Here is a 20,035-nt window from a genome sequence, read left to right as displayed (position 1 = left end):
CGCTGTTGATGGCCAAAGAAGACACCACACCTGGCTTGCTTTCAAAAGTCGTGAAGTTCGTCCGCAACCCGGCGACGAATTGGTCCGAACTTGATGGCAGGGAGTCGGACCGGGAGGAAGCCCTGAGCAAGCAGATGCTCAAGGAGATGATTGAGCGCAAACGCCGCAACGATTTTGTGCGCAAGCGCGAATTTGACATGCTCCGGAAAATGCGCAAGCGCGAGGCCATGACTGGGCAGGACCCTGGCGCCCGGCCTTCGTTCTTCCAGAGCAGCATGCCGTCCAAGCCGGACGACCGCGCCGTCACGCTGAAGAAAATCGATGAGATCGAAGCCCAGATGTCCATGCAGTGGTGGAAAACCAAGCATGGAAGTGCGGTAGCGGGCGTCACCGAGCCTTCCTCGCTTGCCCCGGCGACGCTGGCCGGTCCGTCCAGCCTCAGCACCCATGCCCCGCTGCTGGACAACGCGCTTCCCGCCAGCTATTCGGCCACGGCGCCCGGTGCCCTGACCGCGGCGCTGGCTAAAACCGGGCCTACCGCCCTGTCGCCGCAGCCGGCATCGGCCCCCAGGCTGGAGGACCTGCCTGTCGCTGTCACTGTTGCGCCGCCTGCCACGCCCCCCAAGCCTGCTGCATCCAGACCGGTCATTTCTGCAGTTTCCCGCGACGGGGAGTCTTCGGGCTTTTCGGCGTCCAAATTTTCCGTGGTGGATGCCTCGGAGGTGGCGCACGACCCCGAACTGGAGGAAGCCTCCATCCGTTTTGCCAATGGCGACGATGCAGGCGCGGAAGCCGGGTTGCTCGAGACGCTGGGTCCCCAGGGGAGCCGCGCCAGGCATGCAGACACCTGGCTCGCGCTGTTTGATCTGTACCGCGCCACCGGCCAGCAAGACAAGTTCGAAAACCTGGCCGTCGAGTTTGTCGGCCGGTTTGACCGTTCAGCGCCGCAGTGGTTCTCCATGCCCGAGATGGTGCAGCAGTTGTCCCAGCCGGCCAGTTCGGCCGGCCCGGTGGCTGGCAACGGACCGGCTGCGGACTGGATCTGCCCGTCAAAACTGGGCATCCAGACCGTGGCGGCACTGAGCGCAGCCCTGGCCCGTGCGCCCATGCCCTGGCGGCTGGACTGGAAAAATCTCAAAACCGTCGATGAAAATGCCGTTGAGCCCCTGTGCAAGGTGTTCAGCGGCTGGGCGGCACAACCGGTGCAACTGCGTTTCATGGGCGAGGCGCAGTTGCAGCACGTGCTGCAGGATGCGACCCCCTCAGGGATGCGGGACACGCCCCAGGGATGGTGGCAGTTGCGCCTGGAGACCCTGCGGGTGACTCACCAGCCGGACGAATTTGAGCTGACGGCCCTCGATTTTTGCGTGACGTACGAGGTTTCGCCACCCGCCTGGGACAGTGCGCGCTGCGACTACAAGCCGCTGGAGCCGCGCGGCAGTGCTGTGGCCGGGCAGGCCATCATTGGTGATGTCTACCGTGATTCAGTGCCGTCCAGCCTCAGCAGCGCGATGGAGGGCGATACCGAGATGGGCGGCAACTCCCAGATGAGCCATCTGTATGCGGTTGAACTGTCTGGCCAGATCGAGGGGGATGCCATTGCCGTGCTCGACACGCTTGAGGCCAAGCTGATGGGCGCAGACATCATGGTGATTTCGTGCGCGAAGCTGATTCGTGTTGATTTTTCTGCAGCCGGGACCCTGCTCAACTGGGTTTCCGCCCGGGAAGCCGAAAATCGCGCCGTGCAGTTCACCGATGTCAATCGTCTGGTGGCCGCATTCTTCAACGTGATTGGCATCACCGAACATGCCCGTGTCCTGACGCGCATCGACTAGCGCGGGCTGCGCGCCCCGCCGTATCGCGGGCTGCAAAAAACGCCATCGCTGCCCTGCACAACACGCAGGCTGTCTGCGCCGGGTGACCGGCAGGCGCTGCGGGGGCCGGCTGTCACCAACAGGGCCTTCCAGCGCCTGTTTTCTCCTTCCCTCTCCGCGTGCCACTCGAGCCGACATCAGTCCGGTCTGCCCCTGGCTTAAAGCAACACTTTCACTGGATGTTCTAAGTGCTTAATTTAGAACGATTTTTAATTGATGCTTGCTTGCGAAAGTGTTTCTAAGTGCTTGATTTCATTGAAAAAATTTGTAGCAAACCACTTGCATGGCAAAACTTTCCTGCTAAAGTGGGAAAAAGTGCAATTTAGTGGTGAAAAGTGTTCTTTAAAGGTTTTTAACGGTGTTTCAAGGCGCGTCTTCTCTAGCTCTCGATACCAAGGGTCGGCTCTCTGTGCCAACCCGGCATCGCGACGTGCTCAGCGCCACCGCATCAAGCCAGCTGACCATCACCAAACACCCGCATGGTTGCCTCATGATATTCCCGCGCAACGAGTGGGAGAAATTCCGCGAACGCATTGCTTCGCTGCCGATGCAGGCACAGTGGTGGAAACGGATTTTCCTGGGCAACGCCATGGACGTTGACATGGACGCCGCCGGGCGCGTTCTGGTCTCTCCCGAATTGCGTGGCGCGGCAGGCATCAGCCGGGACACGGTGCTGCTTGGCATGGGCAGCTACTTCGAGTTGTGGGATGCGGCGACCTATGCGGCCCAGGAGGCCGAGCAGATGAAGGGCGAAATGCCCGATGTCTTCAGAGACTTTTCATTCTGAAAGACGACGGTGCAAGACACATGGACACACCGCACCGTCTTGTTGAACGAAGCAGTCGCAGCGCTTCAGATCAATCCGGACGGGCATTACATCGACGCGACCTTCGGGCGTGGTGGCCACTCGCGCCTCATTCTTTCGCAGCTGTCCGACCGGGGGCGGCTGACCGCCTTCGACAAGGACCCGGAGGCCATTGCCGAAGCGCAGACCATCGCCGACCCGCGTTTTGCCATCCGCCATCAGGCGTTCAGCCATCTGGGCGAGATGCCGGCGGGCAGTGCGGCGGGCATCCTGCTGGACCTGGGCATCAGCTCGCCGCAGATCGACAACCCGGCGCGCGGTTTTTCCTTCCGCGGCGACGGTCCGCTGGACATGCGCATGGACAGCACGCGTGGTCAGAGTGTGGCCGAGTGGCTGGCCGATGCAGAGACAGACACCATTGCGGAGGTCATTCGTGAATATGGCGAAGAACGGTTTGCTGGGCAGATCGCAAAGGCGATTGATCGTCGCCGACAGGAGCGGGGCGTTATTGCAACCACCGCTGAACTGGCCGAGGTCGTGGCTGGCGCGGTCAAAACCCGCGAGCCGGGCAAGGACCCTGCAACGCGCACATTTCAGGCTTTTCGGATTTTCATCAACGCCGAGCTTGAAGAGCTGCAACAGGCGCTAGAGGCTTCGCTCAAGGTACTGCAACCGGGAGGACGTTTGGTGGTGATCAGTTTCCATTCGCTGGAAGACCGCATCGTCAAGCAGTTCATCGCCGAACATTCGCGCGAGGTGTTCGACCGCCGCGCGCCGTTTGCCGCGCCCAAGGCCATGCGGCTCAAGGCGCTGGAGCGTGTCAAGCCAGGCGCCGAAGAAGTGGCGGCCAATCCGCGCTCGCGCAGCGCCGTCATGCGCGTGGCCGAGCGGACCGAGGTGCCCGTGCAGGCGAGCACCCAGCGTTACCCGGGGACTTCAACATGACGCGCCTGAATCTGGTCCTGCTGGTGGCTGTGCTGGTCAGCGCGCTGTACCTGGTGCGCACGCAGTACGAGTCACGCCGGCTGTTTGTCGAGCTGGAAAAAACCGTGGCACTCAGCCGCCAGCTCGAGTCCGACAAGGAGCGCCTGCAGGTTGAAAAGCGCGCGCAGGCCACGCCGTTGCGGGTGGAGCAGCTTTCCAGGGACAGGCTGCAGATGCGTTCAGCGACGCCAGCCATCACGCAATACGTCACCTATAAACATCCACCTGCGCCAGGTAACGCCCATGAGTAGAAGCGTGCGTTACACCTCCAGTCCGCTGCTGGCCAGCAAGACCCCGGTCTGGCGCAGCAAGCTGATCGTCGCAGGTATTGCCCTGGCTTTTGCCGGGCTGGCCGGCCGGGCTGCGTATGTGCAGGTGGTTGGCAACGAGTTCTTTCAGCGTCAGGGCGAAGTTCGTTTTGCCCGGACTCTGGAGCTGCCTGCCAATCGGGGTCGTATTCTGGACCGTAATGGGCTCATTCTGGCGTCCAGCGTCCCGGCGTCGAGTATCTGGGCGATTCCCGAGGATGTCGAAGCGAGCAAGGCCCAGCTTGCCGAGCTGGCCAAGCTCCTGGAAATGCCGGTGAGCGACCTCAACAAGAAACTGGCCAACGAGGACAAGACCTTTGTATGGGTCAAGCGCCAGGTCGACGAGCCGGTCGCACAGAAGATTCACGGCCTGGGGATCAAGGGCATTTACCAGCGCAAGGAATACAAGCGCAAGTATCCGGAGGGTGAGACCATTGCGCATGTGGTCGGCTTCACGAATGTGGAGGACCGCGGACAGGAAGGCATCGAGCTCACTTTCAACAAGGATCTGGCGGGCAAGCCAGGTTCCCGGCGCGTGATCAAGGACCGGCTGGGGCGCGTGGTCGAAAGTGTCGGTGAGCAAGTGCCGCCTGTGGAGGGCAAGGACATCCAGCTCAGCGTTGACAGCAAGGTGCAGTTTTTTGCCTACCAGAAGCTGCGCGATGCAGTGATCGAACGCAAGGCCAAGGCCGGCAGTGTGGTGGTGCTCGACACGATCACGGGCGAAGTGCTGGCGCTGGCCAACTATCCAAGTTATGTGCCTGACAAACGCCAGAATCTCACCGGCGAGCAGTTGCGCAATCGTGCGGTGACGGATACTTTTGAGCCGGGCTCGACGATGAAGCCCATCACCGTGGCCATGGCGCTCGAGGCGGGCAGGATCAAGCCGGGCACCCTCATTGAAACCGGCCCGGGGCGGATCAGCATTGGCGGATTCACCATCAGCGACACCCACAATTACGGCACGCTCACGGTGGAAGGGGTGATCCAGAAGTCAAGCAATGTCGGCGCACTCAAGATTGCCCAGAAGATGAGCCCGCATGAGATGTGGGAGACCTATGTTGCGCTTGGCTACGGGCAGAAGCCGCAAATCGAATTTCCGGGCGCAGTCACCGGGCGCTTGCGTCCGTGGAAGTCATGGCGGCCCGTCGAGCAGGCCACGATGTCCTATGGCTATGGTCTGTCAGCCTCGCTGTTCCAGATGGCGCATTCCTACACCTCTTTTGCGCATGACGGCCGGATCATCCCGGTGACCATGCTCAAGAGCAGTGAGCCTGCGACGGGCGTGCAGGTGTTTTCACCAGAGAATGCGCGCGCGGTCAGGAAAATGCTGCAAATGGCAGCGGCGCCAGGCGGCACCGGCCAGCTGGCGCAGACCGTCGGGTATTCGGTCGGCGGCAAGTCAGGCACGGCGCACAAGCAGGTCGGCAAGGGATATGCGAGCAACAAATACCGTGCGTGGTTCACGGGCATGGCACCGATTGAAGCTCCCCGCATCATTGTTGCCGTGATGATTGATGAACCCAGCGACGGAAAATACTATGGCGGGCTGGCGGCCGCGCCTGTATTCAGCGAGGTCGTGCAGCAGACATTGCGCATGATGGGCGTTCAGCCCGACATGGCCGTCAAACCGCAGATCGTCACCAACGCGGTGGAGGAGTCGTTCTGATGGAGCGGCTGCACACCCCCGAGCAGGCCGCGCACTGGTTGCACCAGCGCGTGCGCGGCAGTCTCTGGACCGACAGCCGCAAGGTCGGTGCCGGTGACGGTTTTATTGCCTGGCCGGGTGCCGCCACCGATGCGCGCAAGTACGTGGCGGATGTTCTGGCCGCGGGCGCGCAGGCCTGCCTGGTGGAGCAGGCCGGGGCGGAGGCCTATGCCTTCAGCGACAGCCGTGTCGCGGCCTACAGCGGCCTGAAAACGGCGACGGCACCGATCGCGGCGGCCTATTTTGAGTATCCGAGCAAAAAGCTGGACGTGTTGGCCGTGACCGGCACCAACGGCAAGACCTCGACCGCCTGGTGGCTGGCCCAAGCCCTGGACAAGCTGGGCCGGCGCTGCGGCGTGGTCGGCACGCTGGGTATGGGACAGCCCGAGGCCATGGTGTTCAACGGCCTGACGACGCCCGATCCGGTGCTGCTGCAGCAGCAGCTCAGGCGCTGGGTTGACGACGGCTTTTCAGCGTGCGCGCTGGAGGCCTCGTCGATTGGCATTGCCGAGCACCGGCTGGACGCCACCGACATACGCGTGGCGATTTTCACCAACTTCACGCAGGACCACCTCGACTACCACCAGACCATGCAGGCCTACTGGGACGCCAAGGCCCGCTTGTTTGGCTGGTCCGGCCTGAAGGCGGCGGTGATCAACATCGATGACCCGCACGGAGCCGCGCTGGCCGTGTCGCTGCGCGAGTCGGGTCTCGACGTCTGGACCGTGTCCTGCCTGGCGCCCGCGCGCCTGCAGGCCCAGGCCATTCACCACGGCCTCGATTTTCTGGGCTTTGATGTGGTGGAGGGCGCGCAGCGGCATCGGCTCTCGACCGCACTGGTCGGGCAGTACAACGTTTCCAACCTGCTGGGGGTGATGGCGGCCCTGCGCGCGCTGGGCCTGCCTTTGACCGACGTGGTTGAGGCCTGCGCCCACCTGTCGCCGGTGCCCGGACGCATGGACTCGATTGCGGTGCCGGGTCGGCCTCTCGTGGTGGTCGACTATGCCCACACCCCCGATGCCCTCGAGAAGGTGCTGGGCGCGCTCCGGCCGCTGGCCACCGGACGTTCCGGACAACTCTGGTGCGTTTTTGGCTGTGGCGGGGAGCGCGATGCCAGCAAGCGGCCGCTGATGGCGGCAGCGGCGGAACAAGGGGCGGACCAGGTGGTGGTGACCAGTGACAACCCGCGCAGCGAAAATCCCGACGCCATCATCAGCCAGATACTGAAGGGCTTTACCCGCCGTGATGCAGTGCACGTTCAGGCAGACCGCGCCCTGGCGATCGCCCGTGCGGTGGGCCAGGCGCAGGCCGGCGACGTGGTCCTGATTGCCGGCAAGGGCCACGAAAGTTACCAGGAAACCGCGGGCGTCAAACTGCCGTTTTCCGATAAGGCGCAGGCCGAAGCGGCGCTGGACCAGGGTGCGAGCCGTCATGCCGCGCCGGGAGGCCTCGCATGATGACCTTGCATCAGGCACTGCAGTGGCTACCGTCAGCCCGGCTGGTGGGCGACGGCACGCTGCGGTTCCAGCGCGTGCACACGGACACGCGCAGCCTGCAGCCCGGCGACCTGTTTGTGGCGCTCAGGGGTGAACGCTTTGATGCCCATGATTTCCTGGCGCAGGCGAAAAGCGCGGGCGCGGTGGCGGCCCTGGCCGAGCATGGCCTGGGTGCCGAACTCCCCGGCCTGCTGGTGGCCGATTCGAAGCAGGCGCTGGGCCAGCTTGCCGCGGGCTGGCGCTCGCAGTTCACCCTGCCGCTGATCGCCGTGACCGGCAGCAATGGCAAGACCACGGTCACGCAAATGATGGCATCCATCCTGCGCGCCTGGAAGCGTGACGGTGCTTTTGCGACCGAAGGAAATTTCAACAATGACATTGGCGTGCCCTTGACGCTGCTGCGTCTGCGTGCCACCCACCAGGCTGGCGTGGTTGAACTGGGCATGAACCACCCCGGTGAAATTGCCAGCCTCGCAGCCATGACGCGGCCCACCGTGGCGCTGGTCAACAATGCGCAGCGCGAACACCTGGAGTTCATGGCCACGGTGGAAGCCGTCGCCCGCGAAAACGGCGCGGTCATCGCGGCGCTGCCGGCTTCGGGTGTCGCGGTGTTTCCGGCCGACGAGATGTACACACCGCTGTGGCGTGAACTCGCCGGAGCCCGCGCGGTGCTGACCTTCGCCGAGTCGGGCGAGGCCGACGTTACCGGTACCGCGCAATGGCTGGGCGGCGCCTGGCGGGTGTTGGCCGGCACGCCGCAGGGCGCTTTCGATTTTTCCCTGCAGGTGGCCGGCCGGCACAATGTCAAAAATGCCCTGGCCGCCACAGCCTGCGCCCTGGCGGCCGGCGCGCCGCTGGCAGCCATTTCTGCCGGGCTGTCGGCCTTTGTCCCGGTCAAGGGCCGCTCGCGTGCCCTCCAGCGCCAGGTGGCGGGCCACGCCCTCACGCTGATCGACGACAGCTACAACGCCAACCCGGATTCCGTGCGTGCCGCCATCGACGTGCTGGCCGAACTGCCGGGGCCGCGCCTGCTGGTGCTGGGCGACATGGGCGAGGTGGGCGATCAGGGGCCTGCCTTCCATGTCGAGGTGGGTGCCCATGCGCGTGCGCGCGGCATTGAGCAGGTGTTCACGCTGGGCGCGCAGTCCGCCGACGCTGCCAGGGCCTTCGGCAACGGCCGGCATTTTGGCGACGACATCGATGCCCTTCAGGCCGCCGTGCTGGCTGCCTTGCCGGGTGTGGCCAGCGTGCTGGTCAAGGGCTCCCGCTTCATGAAGATGGAGCGCGTGGTCCAGGCCATTGCGGCCGACACACAACAACAAAAAGAGGAGAAACAATGAGCCCCTACGTTCACATTCGTTCACTGCCCCCCGAGGGGGCGTGTGCCTCCTTTGAGGCGGCTCGGCAGGAAGCACGCCATGCTGCTTAGCCTGGCCCAGTGGCTGCAAACCATGTCGCCGGAATTCGGCTACTTCCGCGTGTTCCAGTACCTGACGTTTCGCGCGGTGATGGCTGCCATGACCGCCTTGCTGATCGGGTTGATCGCCGGCCCTTTTGTGATTCGCCGCCTGACGCATCTCAAGATCGGCCAGCCCATCCGCGAATATGCGATGCAGACTCACCTGAGCAAGAGCGGCACACCGACCATGGGCGGCGTCCTGATCTTGCTGGCCATAGGCATTTCCACGCTGCTCTGGTTTGACCTGAGCAACCGCTTTGTCTGGATCGTGCTGATTGTCACGCTCGGCTTTGGCGCCATCGGCTGGGCCGATGACTGGCGCAAGGTCGTGCACAAGGACCCCGAAGGCATGCGCTCGCGGGAAAAATACTTCTGGCAATCGGTGATCGGCCTGCTGGCCGCCCTCTACCTGGTGTTCAGCATCTCAGAAAGCTCCAACATGCGGGTGCTGGAGTTGTTCATGAGCTGGGTTCAGTCCGGCTTTGACGTGAACCTGCCGCCCAAGGCCGGCTTGCAGCTGCCTTTCTTCAAGGAAATCAGCTACCCGCTCGGCGTGTTCGGTTTTGTGCTGCTGACCTACCTCGTGATTGTCGGTTCCAGCAATGCCGTGAACCTGACCGACGGCCTGGACGGGCTGGCGATCATGCCGGTCGTGATGGTCGGCTCGGCGCTCGGTGTGTTTGCCTATGTGACGGGCAGTGCCGTTTATTCAAAATACCTGTTTTTCCCGCACATCCCGGGCGCGGGCGAGCTGCTGATTTTCTGCTCGGCCATGGCGGGCGCCGGTCTCGCCTTCCTGTGGTTCAACACCCACCCCGCGCAGGTCTTCATGGGCGACGTGGGCGCGCTGGCGCTGGGGGCCGCGCTGGGAACGATTGCGGTCATCGTGCGCCAGGAAATCGTGCTGGCCATCATGGGCGGCATCTTCGTGGTTGAAGCCCTCTCGGTGATGCTGCAGGTGATCTATTTCAAATACACGCGCAAGCGTTTTGGTGAAGGCCGGCGGCTGTTCCGGATGGCGCCGCTGCACCACCATTTCGAGAAAAGCGGCTGGAAGGAAACCCAGGTGGTCGTGCGCTTCTGGATCATCACCATGCTGCTGTGCCTGATTGGCCTGTCGACGCTGAAACTGCGATGAACATCAACGAATCCCCCAACCCCGGCGAAACGCCAGATGCGCCCGAAGCGTCTCCCGTGGAGGTGACGCAGGCGCACGGACTGGTGCCGGCGCCTGTGCCGGCGCTGGATGCCGTGCCGGCGTTGCCAGCGGGGATACCCCTGGGAGAGCCGGCATCGCAAGCCCCGGTGGCAGAAGCGAGCCCGGTCGGCACCGGGGTGACGGGCAAAGCGGGCACACGGCCCCTGCCCGAGACCCTGACGGCCGCGCGTGATGCGGCGGCCTTTGTCGCGCAACTGTTTGCCGAGGTGAGTAGCCCCGAGCAGGCCCTGCCGGCCGTCCCCGTGGCGCCGTTGCCGTCGCAGGCCGACGAAACCGTGCAGGGTGGTGGGGAAGACGACGCTCCTGCCGCCGCCGGGTCATCTGATGAGACACTGGTGTCGGCGCTGCACGGCCAGCATGTCCTCATCCTGGGCCTGGGGGCTTCAGGGTTGGCCATGACCCGCTGGTGCGTTCGTCAGGGTGCGCGTGTCACCGTGGCCGATACCCGCGAGACGCCGCCCCAACTGGCCCGCTTGCAGGCGGACTTGCCGCAGGTCGAATTCTGCGCCGGCGCTTTCGCGGCCGACCTGGTGGCGGGCACGGACATCCGTGCCGTTTTCAAGAGCCCGGGCCTGTCGCCTGCGGAGGTCGCCCCGGTCTGGCAGGCGGCGCAGGCCATCGGCCTGTGGACGGGCGGCGAACTGGACCTGTTCGCCCGGGCCCTGCTTGAACTGCGGACCGAACGTAGTTACACCCCCAAGGTGCTGGCGATCACCGGGACCAACGGCAAGACGACCACGACGGCGCTGACCGGCCAGCTGGTGGCCCATGGCGGAAAAACCGTGGCGGTGGCGGGAAACATCGGCCCCAACCTGCTGGACATGCTGGCACAGCACCTCGATGCGGGTAGCCTGCCCGAGGTCTGGGTGCTGGAGCTGTCGAGCTTCCAGCTCGACGGCGTGCAGGGTTTTGAGCCCACCGTCGCAACGGTGTTGAACCTGACGCAGGACCATCTGGACTGGCACGGCAGCATGCAAGCCTACGGCGCGGCCAAGGCGTGCATCTTCGGCAGCAAGGGCCTGATGGTGCTCAATCGCGATGATCCGGCGGTGATGGCCATGCTGCCCGAGCCGGTGCGCCTCAAGCTGCAAAAGCCGAAGTGGCGCGAATACGTGACCTTCGGGCTGGGCATGCCGCAACGGCCGGGCGACTTCGGCATAGAAACCGTCAATGGCATGGCCTGGCTGGTGCGTGCTGCCGAGGCCGACGAAACCGTCAAGCGCCGCAAGGACGAAGAAGTGGTGCTGTACATCCAGCGCCTGATGCCGGTCGAGGCCCTGCGCATCCGTGGCCGCCACAACGCCACCAACGCGCTGGCGGCGCTGGCGCTGGCCGGCGCGGTGGGCGGCAACCTGGCGTCCATGCTGCACGGCCTGCGCGAGTACACGGGCGAGCCGCACCGCATGACCCCGGTGGCGGTGGTCCACGACGTCGAGTATTTTGACGACAGCAAGGGCACCAATGTGGGTGCCACCGTGGCGGCGTTGACCGGCCTGGGTGCCGAACGCCAACTGGTGCTGATCGCCGGTGGCGAAGGCAAGGGGCAGGACTTTTCTCCGCTGGCCGGACCCGTGCGCCAGCATGCCAGGGCAGTCGTGCTGATCGGGCGCGATGCGCCACTGATCCGTGCGGCGCTGGAAGGCACGGGCGTGCCCCTGTTCAATGCCGATTCCATGCAGGCCGCTGTTGAACTGGCGGCCCGGCAGGCGCAAACCGGCGATGCGGTGTTGATGTCGCCGGCCTGCGCGAGTTTTGACATGTTCGACAACTATGGGCACCGCGCCCAGGTGTTTTGCGACGCGGTCCAGGCGCTCGCACAGGACGCGGGGGTGGTGTCATGACGATGGCTGCCCGTCTTTTCGGCTGGTTCTCCAGCCTGGGCGGCGCTGCGCCCGAGGGGCTGCCGGTCCGGCTGGGCGGCCAGCGCCGCTCGCGTTCCGAGTCGGCGCCGGTCCGCCTGTCGGGGGTGGACCAGGCACTGATCTGGGTCACGGTGGCTCTGCTGGTCTGGGGCCTGGTCATGGTGTACTCCGCGTCCATCGCCATGCCGGACAACCCGAAGTTCGCGCGTTATGCACACACCCACTTCCTGCTGCGCCATGCGCTGTCGCTGGGGGTGGCCTTTGCCGTTGCCTTGCTGACTTTCCAGGTGCCGGTGTCGACCTGGGAAAAAGTCGCACCCTGGCTGTTTGTGGCCTCGCTGGTGCTGCTGATGCTGGTGCTGATCCCCTTCATCGGCAAGGGTGTCAACGGCGCACGCCGCTGGATCTCGCTGGGTTTCATGAACTTCCAGCCTTCGGAGCTCGCGAAGTTTGCGGTGCTGCTGTACGCTGCCGACTACATGGTGCGCAAGATGGAGGTCAAGGAACGCTTCTTCCGCGCCGTCATGCCGATGGCCGTGGCGATTGGCATTGTGGGGCTGCTTTTGCTGGCCGAGCCCGACATGGGCGCCTTCATGGTCATCTCGGTGATCGCCATGGGCATTCTTTTCCTCGGCGGTGTCAACGCCCGCATGTTTTTTGTCATCGCCACCGTGGTGGTGATCGCCTTTGCGCTGATGGTGATGCTCAGCGACTGGCGCCGCGAGCGGATTTTTGCCTACCTCGATCCCTGGAGCGACAAATACGCGCTGGGCAAGGGCTACCAGCTGTCGCATTCGCTGATTGCCTTCGGGCGTGGCGAAATTTTCGGTGTCGGTCTGGGCGGCAGCATCGAAAAACTGCACTGGCTGCCGGAAGCCCACACCGATTTCCTGCTGGCGGTGATCGGCGAGGAGTTCGGCCTGCTGGGTGTTCTCTGCGTGATCGGTGCCTTCATGTGGATGACGCGCCGCATCATGCACATCGGTCGCCAGTCGATTGCGCTGGACCGCCTGTTTGCCGGCCTGGTGGCCCAGGGTGTGGGCATCTGGATAGGCTTCCAGGCCTTCATCAACATGGGCGTGAACCTGGGCGCCCTGCCGACCAAGGGGCTGACCCTGCCGCTGATGAGTTACGGCGGCTCGGCAATTCTGATGAACCTGATTTCGCTGGCCGTTGTCCTGCGCATCGATTATGAAAACAGGCTGTTGATGCGCGGAGGGCGGTCGTGAACATGCTGCACACAGTTCCCTTCTTTTCCCTCTCCCTCTGGGAGAGGGTCAGGGTGAGGGCTCTCGGCCGGTGCGATGCCCTCACCCCCGCCCTCTCCCAAGGGGAGAGGGGGCAAGAGGTGACACTATGAGCAAGTGCGCCCTCATCATGGCCGGCGGCACCGGCGGCCACATCTTCCCGGGCTTGGCCGTGGCCGAGGCGCTGCGTGAGCGTGGCTGGCGCGTGCACTGGCTGGGCGGCAGAGGCACGGCCGACCATCCGAGCATGGAGAGCCAGCTCGTACCGCCGCGCGGTTTTCCCTTCGAGAGCATTGAGTTTTCGGGCGTGCGCGGCAAGGGGGTGACCACGCTGGCCCTGCTGCCGCTGCGCCTGCTCAGGGCCTTCTGGCAAAGCATTGCGGTTGTGCGCCGGGTCAGGCCCGACGTGGTCGTGGGGCTGGGCGGCTACATTGCCTTTCCCGCCGGCATGATGAGTGTGTTGCTGGGCAAGCCGCTGGTGCTGCATGAGCAGAACTCGGTCGCCGGGCTGGTCAACAAGGTGCTGGCGGGTGTGGCCGACCGGGTGTTCACGGCCTTCCCGGGGGTGCTGAAAAAAGCGACCTGGGTGGGCAACCCCCTGCGCCCGGCCTTTACCCAGCAGCCCGACCCGGCGGTCCGGTTTGCCGGCCGCAGCGGGCCCCTGAAATTACTGGTGGTCGGTGGCAGCCTGGGCGCGCAGGCGCTGAACCGCATCGTGCCGCAGGCCCTGGCCCTGATTCCCGAGGCGCAGCGTCCCCACGTCATCCACCAGAGCGGTGCCCGGCAAATCGAGGCGCTGCGCGAGAACTACCGCGCCGCCGGTGTGCAGGCTGAACTCACGCCCTTCATCAACGACACGGCCCGGGCTTTCGCCGAGGCCGACCTGGTGGTCTGCCGCGCCGGTGCCAGCACCGTGACCGAAATTGCGGCCATCGGCGCCGCGGCGCTGTTCGTGCCGTTTCCGGCCGCGGTGGACGATCACCAGACCACCAACGCCGCTTTTCTCGTGGACAACGGCGGCGGCTGGCTGGTGCAGCAGCGTGACCTGACACCCGAATTTCTGGCAGACATGCTACAAAAAACAGAGCGGCCTGCGCTTTTGCAGCGGGCGCTTCAGGCAAAAAAGATGCAAAAAACAGATGCCACCGCCGACGTGGTGGCCGCCTGCGAGGAGCTGGCGACATGAAACACGCGATCAAACACATTCACTTCATCGGCCTGGGCGGGTCCGGCATGTCCGGCATTGCCGAGGTCCTGCACAACCTCGGTTACGTGATCTCCGGCTCCGACCTGTCCGACAGCGCCACCTTGCGCCGCCTGGCCGGGCTGGGCATCCAGACCTTTGTCGGGCACGCCGCGGAAAACCTGGCCAGTGTCGATGCGGTCGTCACCTCGACGGCGGTCAAACCCGACAACCCCGAGGTGCTGGCAGCGCGCGAAAAACGCATCCCCGTGGTGCCGCGTGCACTGATGCTGGCCGAACTGATGCGCCTGAAGCAGGGCATTGCGATCGCCGGCACGCATGGCAAGACCACCACCACCAGCCTGGTCGCCAGCATACTGGCCGAGGGCGGGCTGGATCCGACCTTTGTGATCGGCGGGCGCCTGAACAGCGCCGGCGCCAATGCGCGGCTGGGTTCGGGCGACTACATCGTGGTCGAGGCCGACGAGTCGGATGCCTCCTTCCTCAACCTGTTGCCGGTGATGGCAGTGGTGACCAACATCGATGCCGACCACATGGAGACCTACGGCCACGACTTCGGCAACCTGAAGAAGGCCTTCGTCGATTTCCTGCACCGCATGCCGTTTTATGGCACGGCGATTTTGTGCACCGACGATGCGGCCGTGCGCGAGATCGTGCCCCAGGTGTCCTGCCCCATCACCAGCTACGGTTTTGGCGAAGACGCCCAGGTGCGCGCCATCAACGTGAAGGCGGTCGGCGGGCAGATGCACTTCACGGTGCAGCGGCGCAACGGCGTCGTCCTCCCCGACCTGCCGGTGGTGCTGAACCTGCCCGGCGAGCACAACGTGCTCAATGCCCTGTCGGCCATCGCGGTCGCTGTGGAGCTCAACATCCCCGACGCCTCGGTGCAGAAGGCGCTGGCCGAATTCAAGGGCGTGGGCCGGCGCTTCCAGCATTACGGCGACGTGCCGGCGCCCGCCGGCGGCAGTTTCACCGTGATTGATGACTACGGCCACCACCCGGTCGAGATGGCCGCCACGCTGGCGGCGGCGCGTGGTGCCTACCCGGGCCGGCGCCTGGTGCTGGCCTTCCAGCCGCACCGCTTCACCCGCACGCGCGACTGCTTTGAAGATTTTGTGAAAGTCATAGCCCAGGCCGACAGTGTGCTGCTGTCCGAGGTCTACGCCGCCGGCGAGCCGCCGATTGTGGCGGCCGACGGCCGTTCGCTGGCACGCGCGCTGCGGGTGGCCGGCAAGGTCGAGCCGGTGTTCGTCGACGACATCGAGGCCATGCCGCAGGCGATCGCCGACAACGCCCGGGACGGCGACGTGGTGCTGTGCATGGGGGCCGGCACGATTGGTGCGGTGCCCGGCAAGTTGGTCGAAATGCTACAAAAAACAGAGCGTTCTGCGCAGGAAGGAAAAGGGCTGTGAGCCTGAAAGACTCCCAATTTGGCAAGGTGGCGGTGCTGCTGGGTGGCCACTCCGCGGAGCGCGAGGTGTCGCTGATGTCGGGCCGCGGGGTGTTGGAGGCACTGCGTTCGCGCGGCGTTGATGCCCACGCCTTCGACCCGGCAGAGCGCGACCTCGGCGAGCTCAAACGCGAGAACTTCGAGCGCTGCTTCATTGCGCTGCATGGCCGCTTTGGCGAAGACGGCACGGTGCAGGGCGCGCTCGAACTGTTGGGCATTCCCTACACCGGGTCCGGCGTGATGGCCTCCAGCATCGCCATCGACAAGGTCATGACCAAGCGCATCTGGCTGGCCGAGGGCCTGTCGACTCCAAAGTACACCTTGCTGCGCCGCGGCGCCTTTGAGCGCCAGCAGGTGATTGCGGTCCCCGACGACCTGGGGTTGCCGCTGATCGTCAAGCCGGCGCGCGAGGGTTCGTCCATCGGCGTGGTCAAAGTGGCCGGTTATTCCGGCATGGTCGATGCAGTGGAACAGGCTGCGCAAATGGATGCCGACGTGTTGTGCGAGCAGTTCATCAGCGGTGATGAAGTGACCTGCCCGGTGCTGGGCACGGGCGAGGATGCGCGGGCCCTGCCGGTGATCCGCATCGTCGCGCCCGAGGGCAACTACGACTACCAGAACAAGTACTTCACCGACACCACGCAATACCTGGTGCCCTGCGGCCTGCCGGCGGGCGAGGAAGCGGCGATCCAGGCGCTGGTGCTCAAGGCCTACCGCCTGCTGGGCTGCCGCGGCTGGGGCCGCCTCGACGTGATGATCGACGGCAAAACCCGCCAGCCCTACCTGCTGGAAATCAACACCTCGCCCGGCATGACCGGCCATTCGCTGGTGCCGATGTCGGCACGCGCCGCGGGCATCAGTTATGAGGACCTCTGCCTGGACGTGCTGCGCACGGCCAGCCTGGACAACCCGCGTACTCCGGGAGGCGCTGCGTGAGCCAAACCCTGCCTGTCCCGCTGGACGTCAAGCTCATGAACACCACATCGCTGGTGCTGGGGCTGGCGTTTGCGGGCATGCTGGTGACCTTCGGGGTGTCGTGGCTGCTGCAGCAGAACCTGTTCCGCCTCACGGCCATCCGGGTCGGCGGCGACCTGGGCCACAACAACGCGGTCACGCTGCGCGCCAATGTCGTGCCCAAGCTGGCAGGCAATTTTTTCACCGTCGATCTGGTCCGGACACAGGCGGCGTTCGAGAGCGTGCCCTGGGTGCGCAAGGCGGTGGTGCAGCGCGAGTTCCCCAACCGGCTGCGGGTGGTGCTGCAGGAGCACCAGGCCATCGCCTTCTGGGGGCAGGAGGGCGACGCCCGCCTGGTCAACAGCTACGGCGAGGTGTTCGAAGCCAACCAGGGCGACGTCGAGGTCGACGATCTGCCGCTGCTTAACGGGCCGCAGGGCCAGGCCGTGCTGGTTCTGGCGGGTTACCGCAGGCTGGCCCCGGTGTTCGAAAAATTGGACACGCGGCTGGAACTGCTGGAGCTGACGGCCCGCGGCAGCTGGCGGGCCAGGCTCGAGGACGGTGTGGTGATCGAGCTGGGGCTGGGCTCCCCCGACGAGATCCACAGCCGGGCCGAGCGCTTCATCGCCACGCTGACGCAGGTGTCCAGCAGGTTCGGCCGCAATCTCGAGTCGGCCGACCTGCGTTACAGCAACGGGTATGCACTCAAGCTCAGAGGCGTCACCACCACGGTGTTGGGCGGCAAAGAGGACAGGAAAGCAAAAAGGTAAAGATATGGCGAAAGAATACAAAGATCTCGTGGTGGGGCTGGACATCGGGACCAGCAAGGTCATGGCGGTGGTGGCCGAGGTCCTGCCCGGCGGCGAGCTCAAGCTGGCCGGCCTGGGCATCGCCTACAGCAACGGGCTCAAGCGCGGCGTGGTGGTCAATATCGACGCCACGGTGCAGAGCATCCAGCAGGCGCTGAAGGAAGCCGAACTGATGGCCGACTGCAAGATCGCGCGGGTCTACACCGGCATCACCGGCAGCCACATCCGCGGCATCAACTCCAGCGGCATGGTGGCGGTCAAGGACAAGGAAGTCACGCAGGCCGATGTGGCCCGTGTCATCGAGACGGCCAAGGCCATCAACATCTCCACCGACCAGCGCCTGCTGCTGGTCGAGCCGCAGGAATTCGTCATCGACGGCCAGGACGTGCGCGAACCCATCGGCATGAGCGGCATCCGGCTCGAGGCCAAGGTGCACATCGTGACCGGCGCGCAAAGTGCGGCGGAAAACATCATCAAGTGTGTCCGGCGCTGCGGTCTCGAAGTGGACCAGCTGATGCTCAACCCGCTGGCTTCCAGCCTGTCGGTGCTCAGCCGCGACGAGCAGGAACTCGGTGTGGCGCTGGTCGACATCGGCGCGGGCACCACCGATGTGGCGATTTTCACCGGCGGCGCGATCCGCCACACGGCCGTGATCCCGATCGCCGGCGACCTGATCACCAGCGACATCGCCATGGCGCTGCGCACCCCGACCAAGGACGCCGAAGACATCAAGGTCGAAAGCGGTTTTGCCAAACAGCTGCTGGCCGACCCGGACACCCAGGTCGAGGTGCCGGGCCTGGGCGACCGCGGGCCGCGCATGCTCAGCAAGCAGGCGCTGGCCGGCGTGATCGAGCCGCGCATCGAGGAAATCTTCTCGCTGGTGCAGCAGGTCATCCGCGAGTCCGGGTACGAGGAGGTGCTGTCGTCCGGCATCGTGATCACCGGCGGCAGCGCGGTGATGCCGGGCATGGTCGAACTCGGCGAAGACATTTTTCTCAAGCCGGTGCGGCGCGGCATTCCGCGTTATTCCAGCGCACTGTCGGACATGGTGGCCCAGCCGCGCGCGGCCACCGTCATGGGTTTGCTCGAGGAAGCCCGGCTGGCGCGCATGCGCGGGCATCGCGTCGCGCAGAAGGCAGGCAGTGTTCACAACGCTTTTGGCCGGGTCAAGGACTGGCTGGTGGGGAACTTCTGATGAAAAAATTTCCTGTTTTTATCTGGCGGAGTCCGCGCTGCAGCCACTCGGGGGGCGCCGATCCCCCTGCGTGACGGTTTTCCCCCTCGAAAAGAAACTAATAAAAATTTTTGGCAACTGCAACATATGGATAGGAGGCTCACATGAGCATCGAAATGATTGAAATCGAAGAGTTCAACCAGGGCACGCAGATCAAGGTGATCGGCGTGGGTGGCGGCGGCGGCAATGCGGTCGAACACATGATCGAGCGCAACGTCCAGGGCGTGGAGTTCATCTGCGCCAACACCGACGCACAGGCGCTCGGCCGCGGCAGCGCGCACAAGCAGATCCAGCTCGGCGGCAGCGGCCTGGGCGCAGGCAGCAAGCCCGAGAAGGGCCGCGACGCGGCCGAGATGGCGGTGGACGACATCCGCGCCGCCATCGCCGGCGCGCACATGCTGTTCATCACCGCCGGCATGGGCGGCGGCACCGGCACGGGTGCGGCGCCGGTGATTGCACGCATCGCGAAAGAAATGGGCATCCTCACCGTCGGTGTGGTGACCAAGCCTTTCGAGTTCGAGGGCGGGCGCCGCATGACCAATGCCGACCTCGGCCTGGCCGAGCTGGAAGCCAACGTTGATTCGCTGATCGTGGTGCTCAACGAGAAGCTGCTCGAGGTGCTGGGCGACGACGTGACGCAGGATGAAGCCTTTGCACACGCCAACGACGTTCTGAAAAACGCCGTCGGCGGCATCGCCGAGATCATCAACGTCCCCGGCCACGTCAATGTCGACTTCGAAGACGTGCGCACAGTGATGGGCGAACCCGGCAAGGCCATGATGGGCACGGCCCGCGCCAACGGCCCGGACCGCGCACGCATCGCGGCCGAGCAGGCCGTCGCCTGCCCGCTGCTCGAAGGCATTGACCTGTCAGGTGCCAAGGGCGTGCTGGTGCTGATCAGCGCAGCCAAGGGTTCGCTCAAGCTCAACGAGTCCAAGCTCGCGATGAACACCATCCGCGCCTACGCCTCGCCCGATGCGCATGTGATCTACGGCACGGCCTATGACGACGACCTGGGCGAAGACATCCGCGTCACCGTGGTCGCCACCGGCCTAAGCCGTCAGGGCATGCGCCGCACGGCGCCTCCGCTGCAGGTGCTGCGTACCGGCACGGACAACATGCCGGTGCTCAACATGGCGATCGGCGGCGGCACCGTCAGCGGTGCCCATCCGGGCGGCAGCAGCATGGGTTCGGCACAGACCGACTACGGCAACATGGCGGTCCCCAGCGTCTGGCGCACCAACCGCACGCAGGCGGCGGCCAAGGTTGATGCGCTGGCTTCGGGCGGCATGGATGACTTCGAGATTCCCGCTTTCCTGCGCAAGCAGGCGGACTGATCTCGGGTTCAAAGTCCGAGGCGTCACGCTGCGCCTGTGGTTTGCCCTGGGCAGTAGGGGCGACTCCCCACTCCCACCCCTAACC

16 protein-coding genes are annotated in these 20,035 nt (G+C 64.9%); all 16 read left to right on the top strand.

Annotation, left to right across the window (positions count from 1 at the left end; translation table 11 throughout):
- The first annotated feature begins 8 nt into the window (after positions 1-8).
- The 16 genes from B7G52_RS10095 (at position 9) to ftsZ (ending at position 19,950) form a co-directional block, all read left to right on the top strand.
- Positions 9-1,835, top strand: a complete 1,827-nt coding sequence (locus B7G52_RS10095; RefSeq protein ID WP_096697480.1) for an STAS domain-containing protein — start codon at positions 9-11, stop codon at positions 1,833-1,835.
- A gap of 397 nt (positions 1,836-2,232) precedes the next feature.
- Entirely contained in the window at positions 2,233-2,661 is a 429-nt protein-coding gene (mraZ, locus tag B7G52_RS10090) for a division/cell wall cluster transcriptional repressor MraZ (protein WP_096697479.1), read from the top strand.
- A gap of 9 nt (positions 2,662-2,670) precedes the next feature.
- Positions 2,671-3,624: a 16S rRNA (cytosine(1402)-N(4))-methyltransferase RsmH gene (gene rsmH, locus B7G52_RS10085; protein WP_096697478.1), complete on the top strand. Its 954-nt coding sequence runs from the start codon at positions 2,671-2,673 to the stop codon at positions 3,622-3,624.
- Positions 3,621-3,914: a cell division protein FtsL gene (gene ftsL / locus B7G52_RS10080; protein ID WP_096697477.1), complete on the top strand. Its 294-nt coding sequence runs from the start codon at positions 3,621-3,623 to the stop codon at positions 3,912-3,914. The genes rsmH and ftsL overlap by 4 nt, the downstream gene beginning before the upstream one ends.
- Entirely contained in the window at positions 3,907-5,640 is a 1,734-nt protein-coding gene (locus B7G52_RS10075) for a penicillin-binding protein 2 (protein ID WP_096697476.1), read from the top strand. Before ftsL ends, B7G52_RS10075 begins: the two co-directional genes overlap by 8 nt.
- Positions 5,640-7,136: a UDP-N-acetylmuramoyl-L-alanyl-D-glutamate--2,6-diaminopimelate ligase gene (locus B7G52_RS10070; protein ID WP_096697475.1), complete on the top strand. Its 1,497-nt coding sequence runs from the start codon at positions 5,640-5,642 to the stop codon at positions 7,134-7,136. The genes B7G52_RS10075 and B7G52_RS10070 overlap by 1 nt, the downstream gene beginning before the upstream one ends.
- A complete protein-coding gene (gene murF, locus B7G52_RS10065) occupies positions 7,133-8,515 on the top strand; it encodes a UDP-N-acetylmuramoyl-tripeptide--D-alanyl-D-alanine ligase (protein WP_096697474.1) in 1,383 nt (460 codons plus the stop codon). Before B7G52_RS10070 ends, murF begins: the two co-directional genes overlap by 4 nt.
- 78 nt (positions 8,516-8,593) lie before the next feature.
- Positions 8,594-9,772 (top strand): phospho-N-acetylmuramoyl-pentapeptide-transferase, encoded by a 1,179-nt coding sequence (gene mraY / locus B7G52_RS10060; protein WP_096697473.1) that lies wholly within the window; start codon positions 8,594-8,596, stop codon positions 9,770-9,772.
- Positions 9,769-11,694, top strand: coding sequence for a UDP-N-acetylmuramoyl-L-alanine--D-glutamate ligase (murD, locus tag B7G52_RS10055; protein ID WP_096697472.1), 1,926 nt, complete (start codon positions 9,769-9,771; stop codon positions 11,692-11,694). Before mraY ends, murD begins: the two co-directional genes overlap by 4 nt.
- Positions 11,691-12,944, top strand: coding sequence for a putative lipid II flippase FtsW (gene ftsW / locus B7G52_RS10050; protein ID WP_096697471.1), 1,254 nt, complete (start codon positions 11,691-11,693; stop codon positions 12,942-12,944). Before murD ends, ftsW begins: the two co-directional genes overlap by 4 nt.
- A gap of 127 nt (positions 12,945-13,071) precedes the next feature.
- Complete coding sequence (murG, locus tag B7G52_RS10045) at positions 13,072-14,148, top strand: undecaprenyldiphospho-muramoylpentapeptide beta-N-acetylglucosaminyltransferase (protein WP_096697470.1); 1,077 nt, start codon at positions 13,072-13,074, stop codon at positions 14,146-14,148.
- The gene (gene murC / locus B7G52_RS10040; protein ID WP_096697469.1) at positions 14,145-15,578 is read left to right on the top strand and encodes a UDP-N-acetylmuramate--L-alanine ligase; all 1,434 of its coding nucleotides are present in this window, start codon (positions 14,145-14,147) and stop codon (positions 15,576-15,578) included. Before murG ends, murC begins: the two co-directional genes overlap by 4 nt.
- Positions 15,575-16,552, top strand: a complete 978-nt coding sequence (locus B7G52_RS10035; RefSeq protein ID WP_096697468.1) for a D-alanine--D-alanine ligase — start codon at positions 15,575-15,577, stop codon at positions 16,550-16,552. The genes murC and B7G52_RS10035 overlap by 4 nt, the downstream gene beginning before the upstream one ends.
- Positions 16,549-17,340 carry a cell division protein FtsQ/DivIB gene (locus tag B7G52_RS10030; protein ID WP_096697467.1) on the top strand — a complete coding sequence of 264 codons (792 nt, stop codon included), beginning with the start codon at positions 16,549-16,551 and terminating at the stop codon, positions 17,338-17,340. Before B7G52_RS10035 ends, B7G52_RS10030 begins: the two co-directional genes overlap by 4 nt.
- Positions 17,341-17,344: 4 nt before the next feature.
- Complete coding sequence (ftsA, locus tag B7G52_RS10025; RefSeq protein ID WP_096664404.1) at positions 17,345-18,574, top strand: cell division protein FtsA; 1,230 nt, start codon at positions 17,345-17,347, stop codon at positions 18,572-18,574.
- A gap of 143 nt (positions 18,575-18,717) precedes the next feature.
- Complete coding sequence (gene ftsZ / locus B7G52_RS10020) at positions 18,718-19,950, top strand: cell division protein FtsZ (RefSeq protein WP_096697466.1); 1,233 nt, start codon at positions 18,718-18,720, stop codon at positions 19,948-19,950.
- The last annotated feature ends 85 nt before the right edge of the window (positions 19,951-20,035 follow it).

This window comes from Polaromonas sp. AER18D-145, assembly GCF_002379095.1.
In the GTDB taxonomy this organism is placed as follows: Bacteria; Pseudomonadota; Gammaproteobacteria; order Burkholderiales; family Burkholderiaceae_C; genus Polaromonas.
The sequence above is the reverse complement of the archived record's forward strand: the minus strand, read 5'-3'. Positions and strand labels throughout refer to the sequence as shown.

Excerpts from the sequence above, each read along its gene's own strand:
- B7G52_RS10095 (WP_096697480.1), top strand. The coding sequence starts at position 9 with ATGGCCAAAGAAGACACCACACCTGGCTTGCTTTCAAAAGTCGTGAAG.
- ftsL (WP_096697477.1), top strand. The coding sequence starts at position 3,621 with ATGACGCGCCTGAATCTGGTCCTGCTGGTGGCTGTGCTGGTCAGCGCG.
- B7G52_RS10075 (WP_096697476.1), top strand. The coding sequence starts at position 3,907 with ATGAGTAGAAGCGTGCGTTACACCTCCAGTCCGCTGCTGGCCAGCAAG.
- B7G52_RS10070 (WP_096697475.1), top strand. The coding sequence starts at position 5,640 with ATGGAGCGGCTGCACACCCCCGAGCAGGCCGCGCACTGGTTGCACCAG.
- murF (WP_096697474.1), top strand. The coding sequence starts at position 7,133 with ATGATGACCTTGCATCAGGCACTGCAGTGGCTACCGTCAGCCCGGCTG.
- mraY (WP_096697473.1), top strand. The coding sequence starts at position 8,594 with ATGCTGCTTAGCCTGGCCCAGTGGCTGCAAACCATGTCGCCGGAATTC.
- murD (WP_096697472.1), top strand. The coding sequence starts at position 9,769 with ATGAACATCAACGAATCCCCCAACCCCGGCGAAACGCCAGATGCGCCC.
- ftsW (WP_096697471.1), top strand. The coding sequence starts at position 11,691 with ATGACGATGGCTGCCCGTCTTTTCGGCTGGTTCTCCAGCCTGGGCGGC.
- murG (WP_096697470.1), top strand. The coding sequence starts at position 13,072 with ATGAGCAAGTGCGCCCTCATCATGGCCGGCGGCACCGGCGGCCACATC.
- murC (WP_096697469.1), top strand. The coding sequence starts at position 14,145 with ATGAAACACGCGATCAAACACATTCACTTCATCGGCCTGGGCGGGTCC.
- ftsA (WP_096664404.1), top strand. The coding sequence starts at position 17,345 with ATGGCGAAAGAATACAAAGATCTCGTGGTGGGGCTGGACATCGGGACC.
- ftsZ (WP_096697466.1), top strand. The coding sequence starts at position 18,718 with ATGAGCATCGAAATGATTGAAATCGAAGAGTTCAACCAGGGCACGCAG.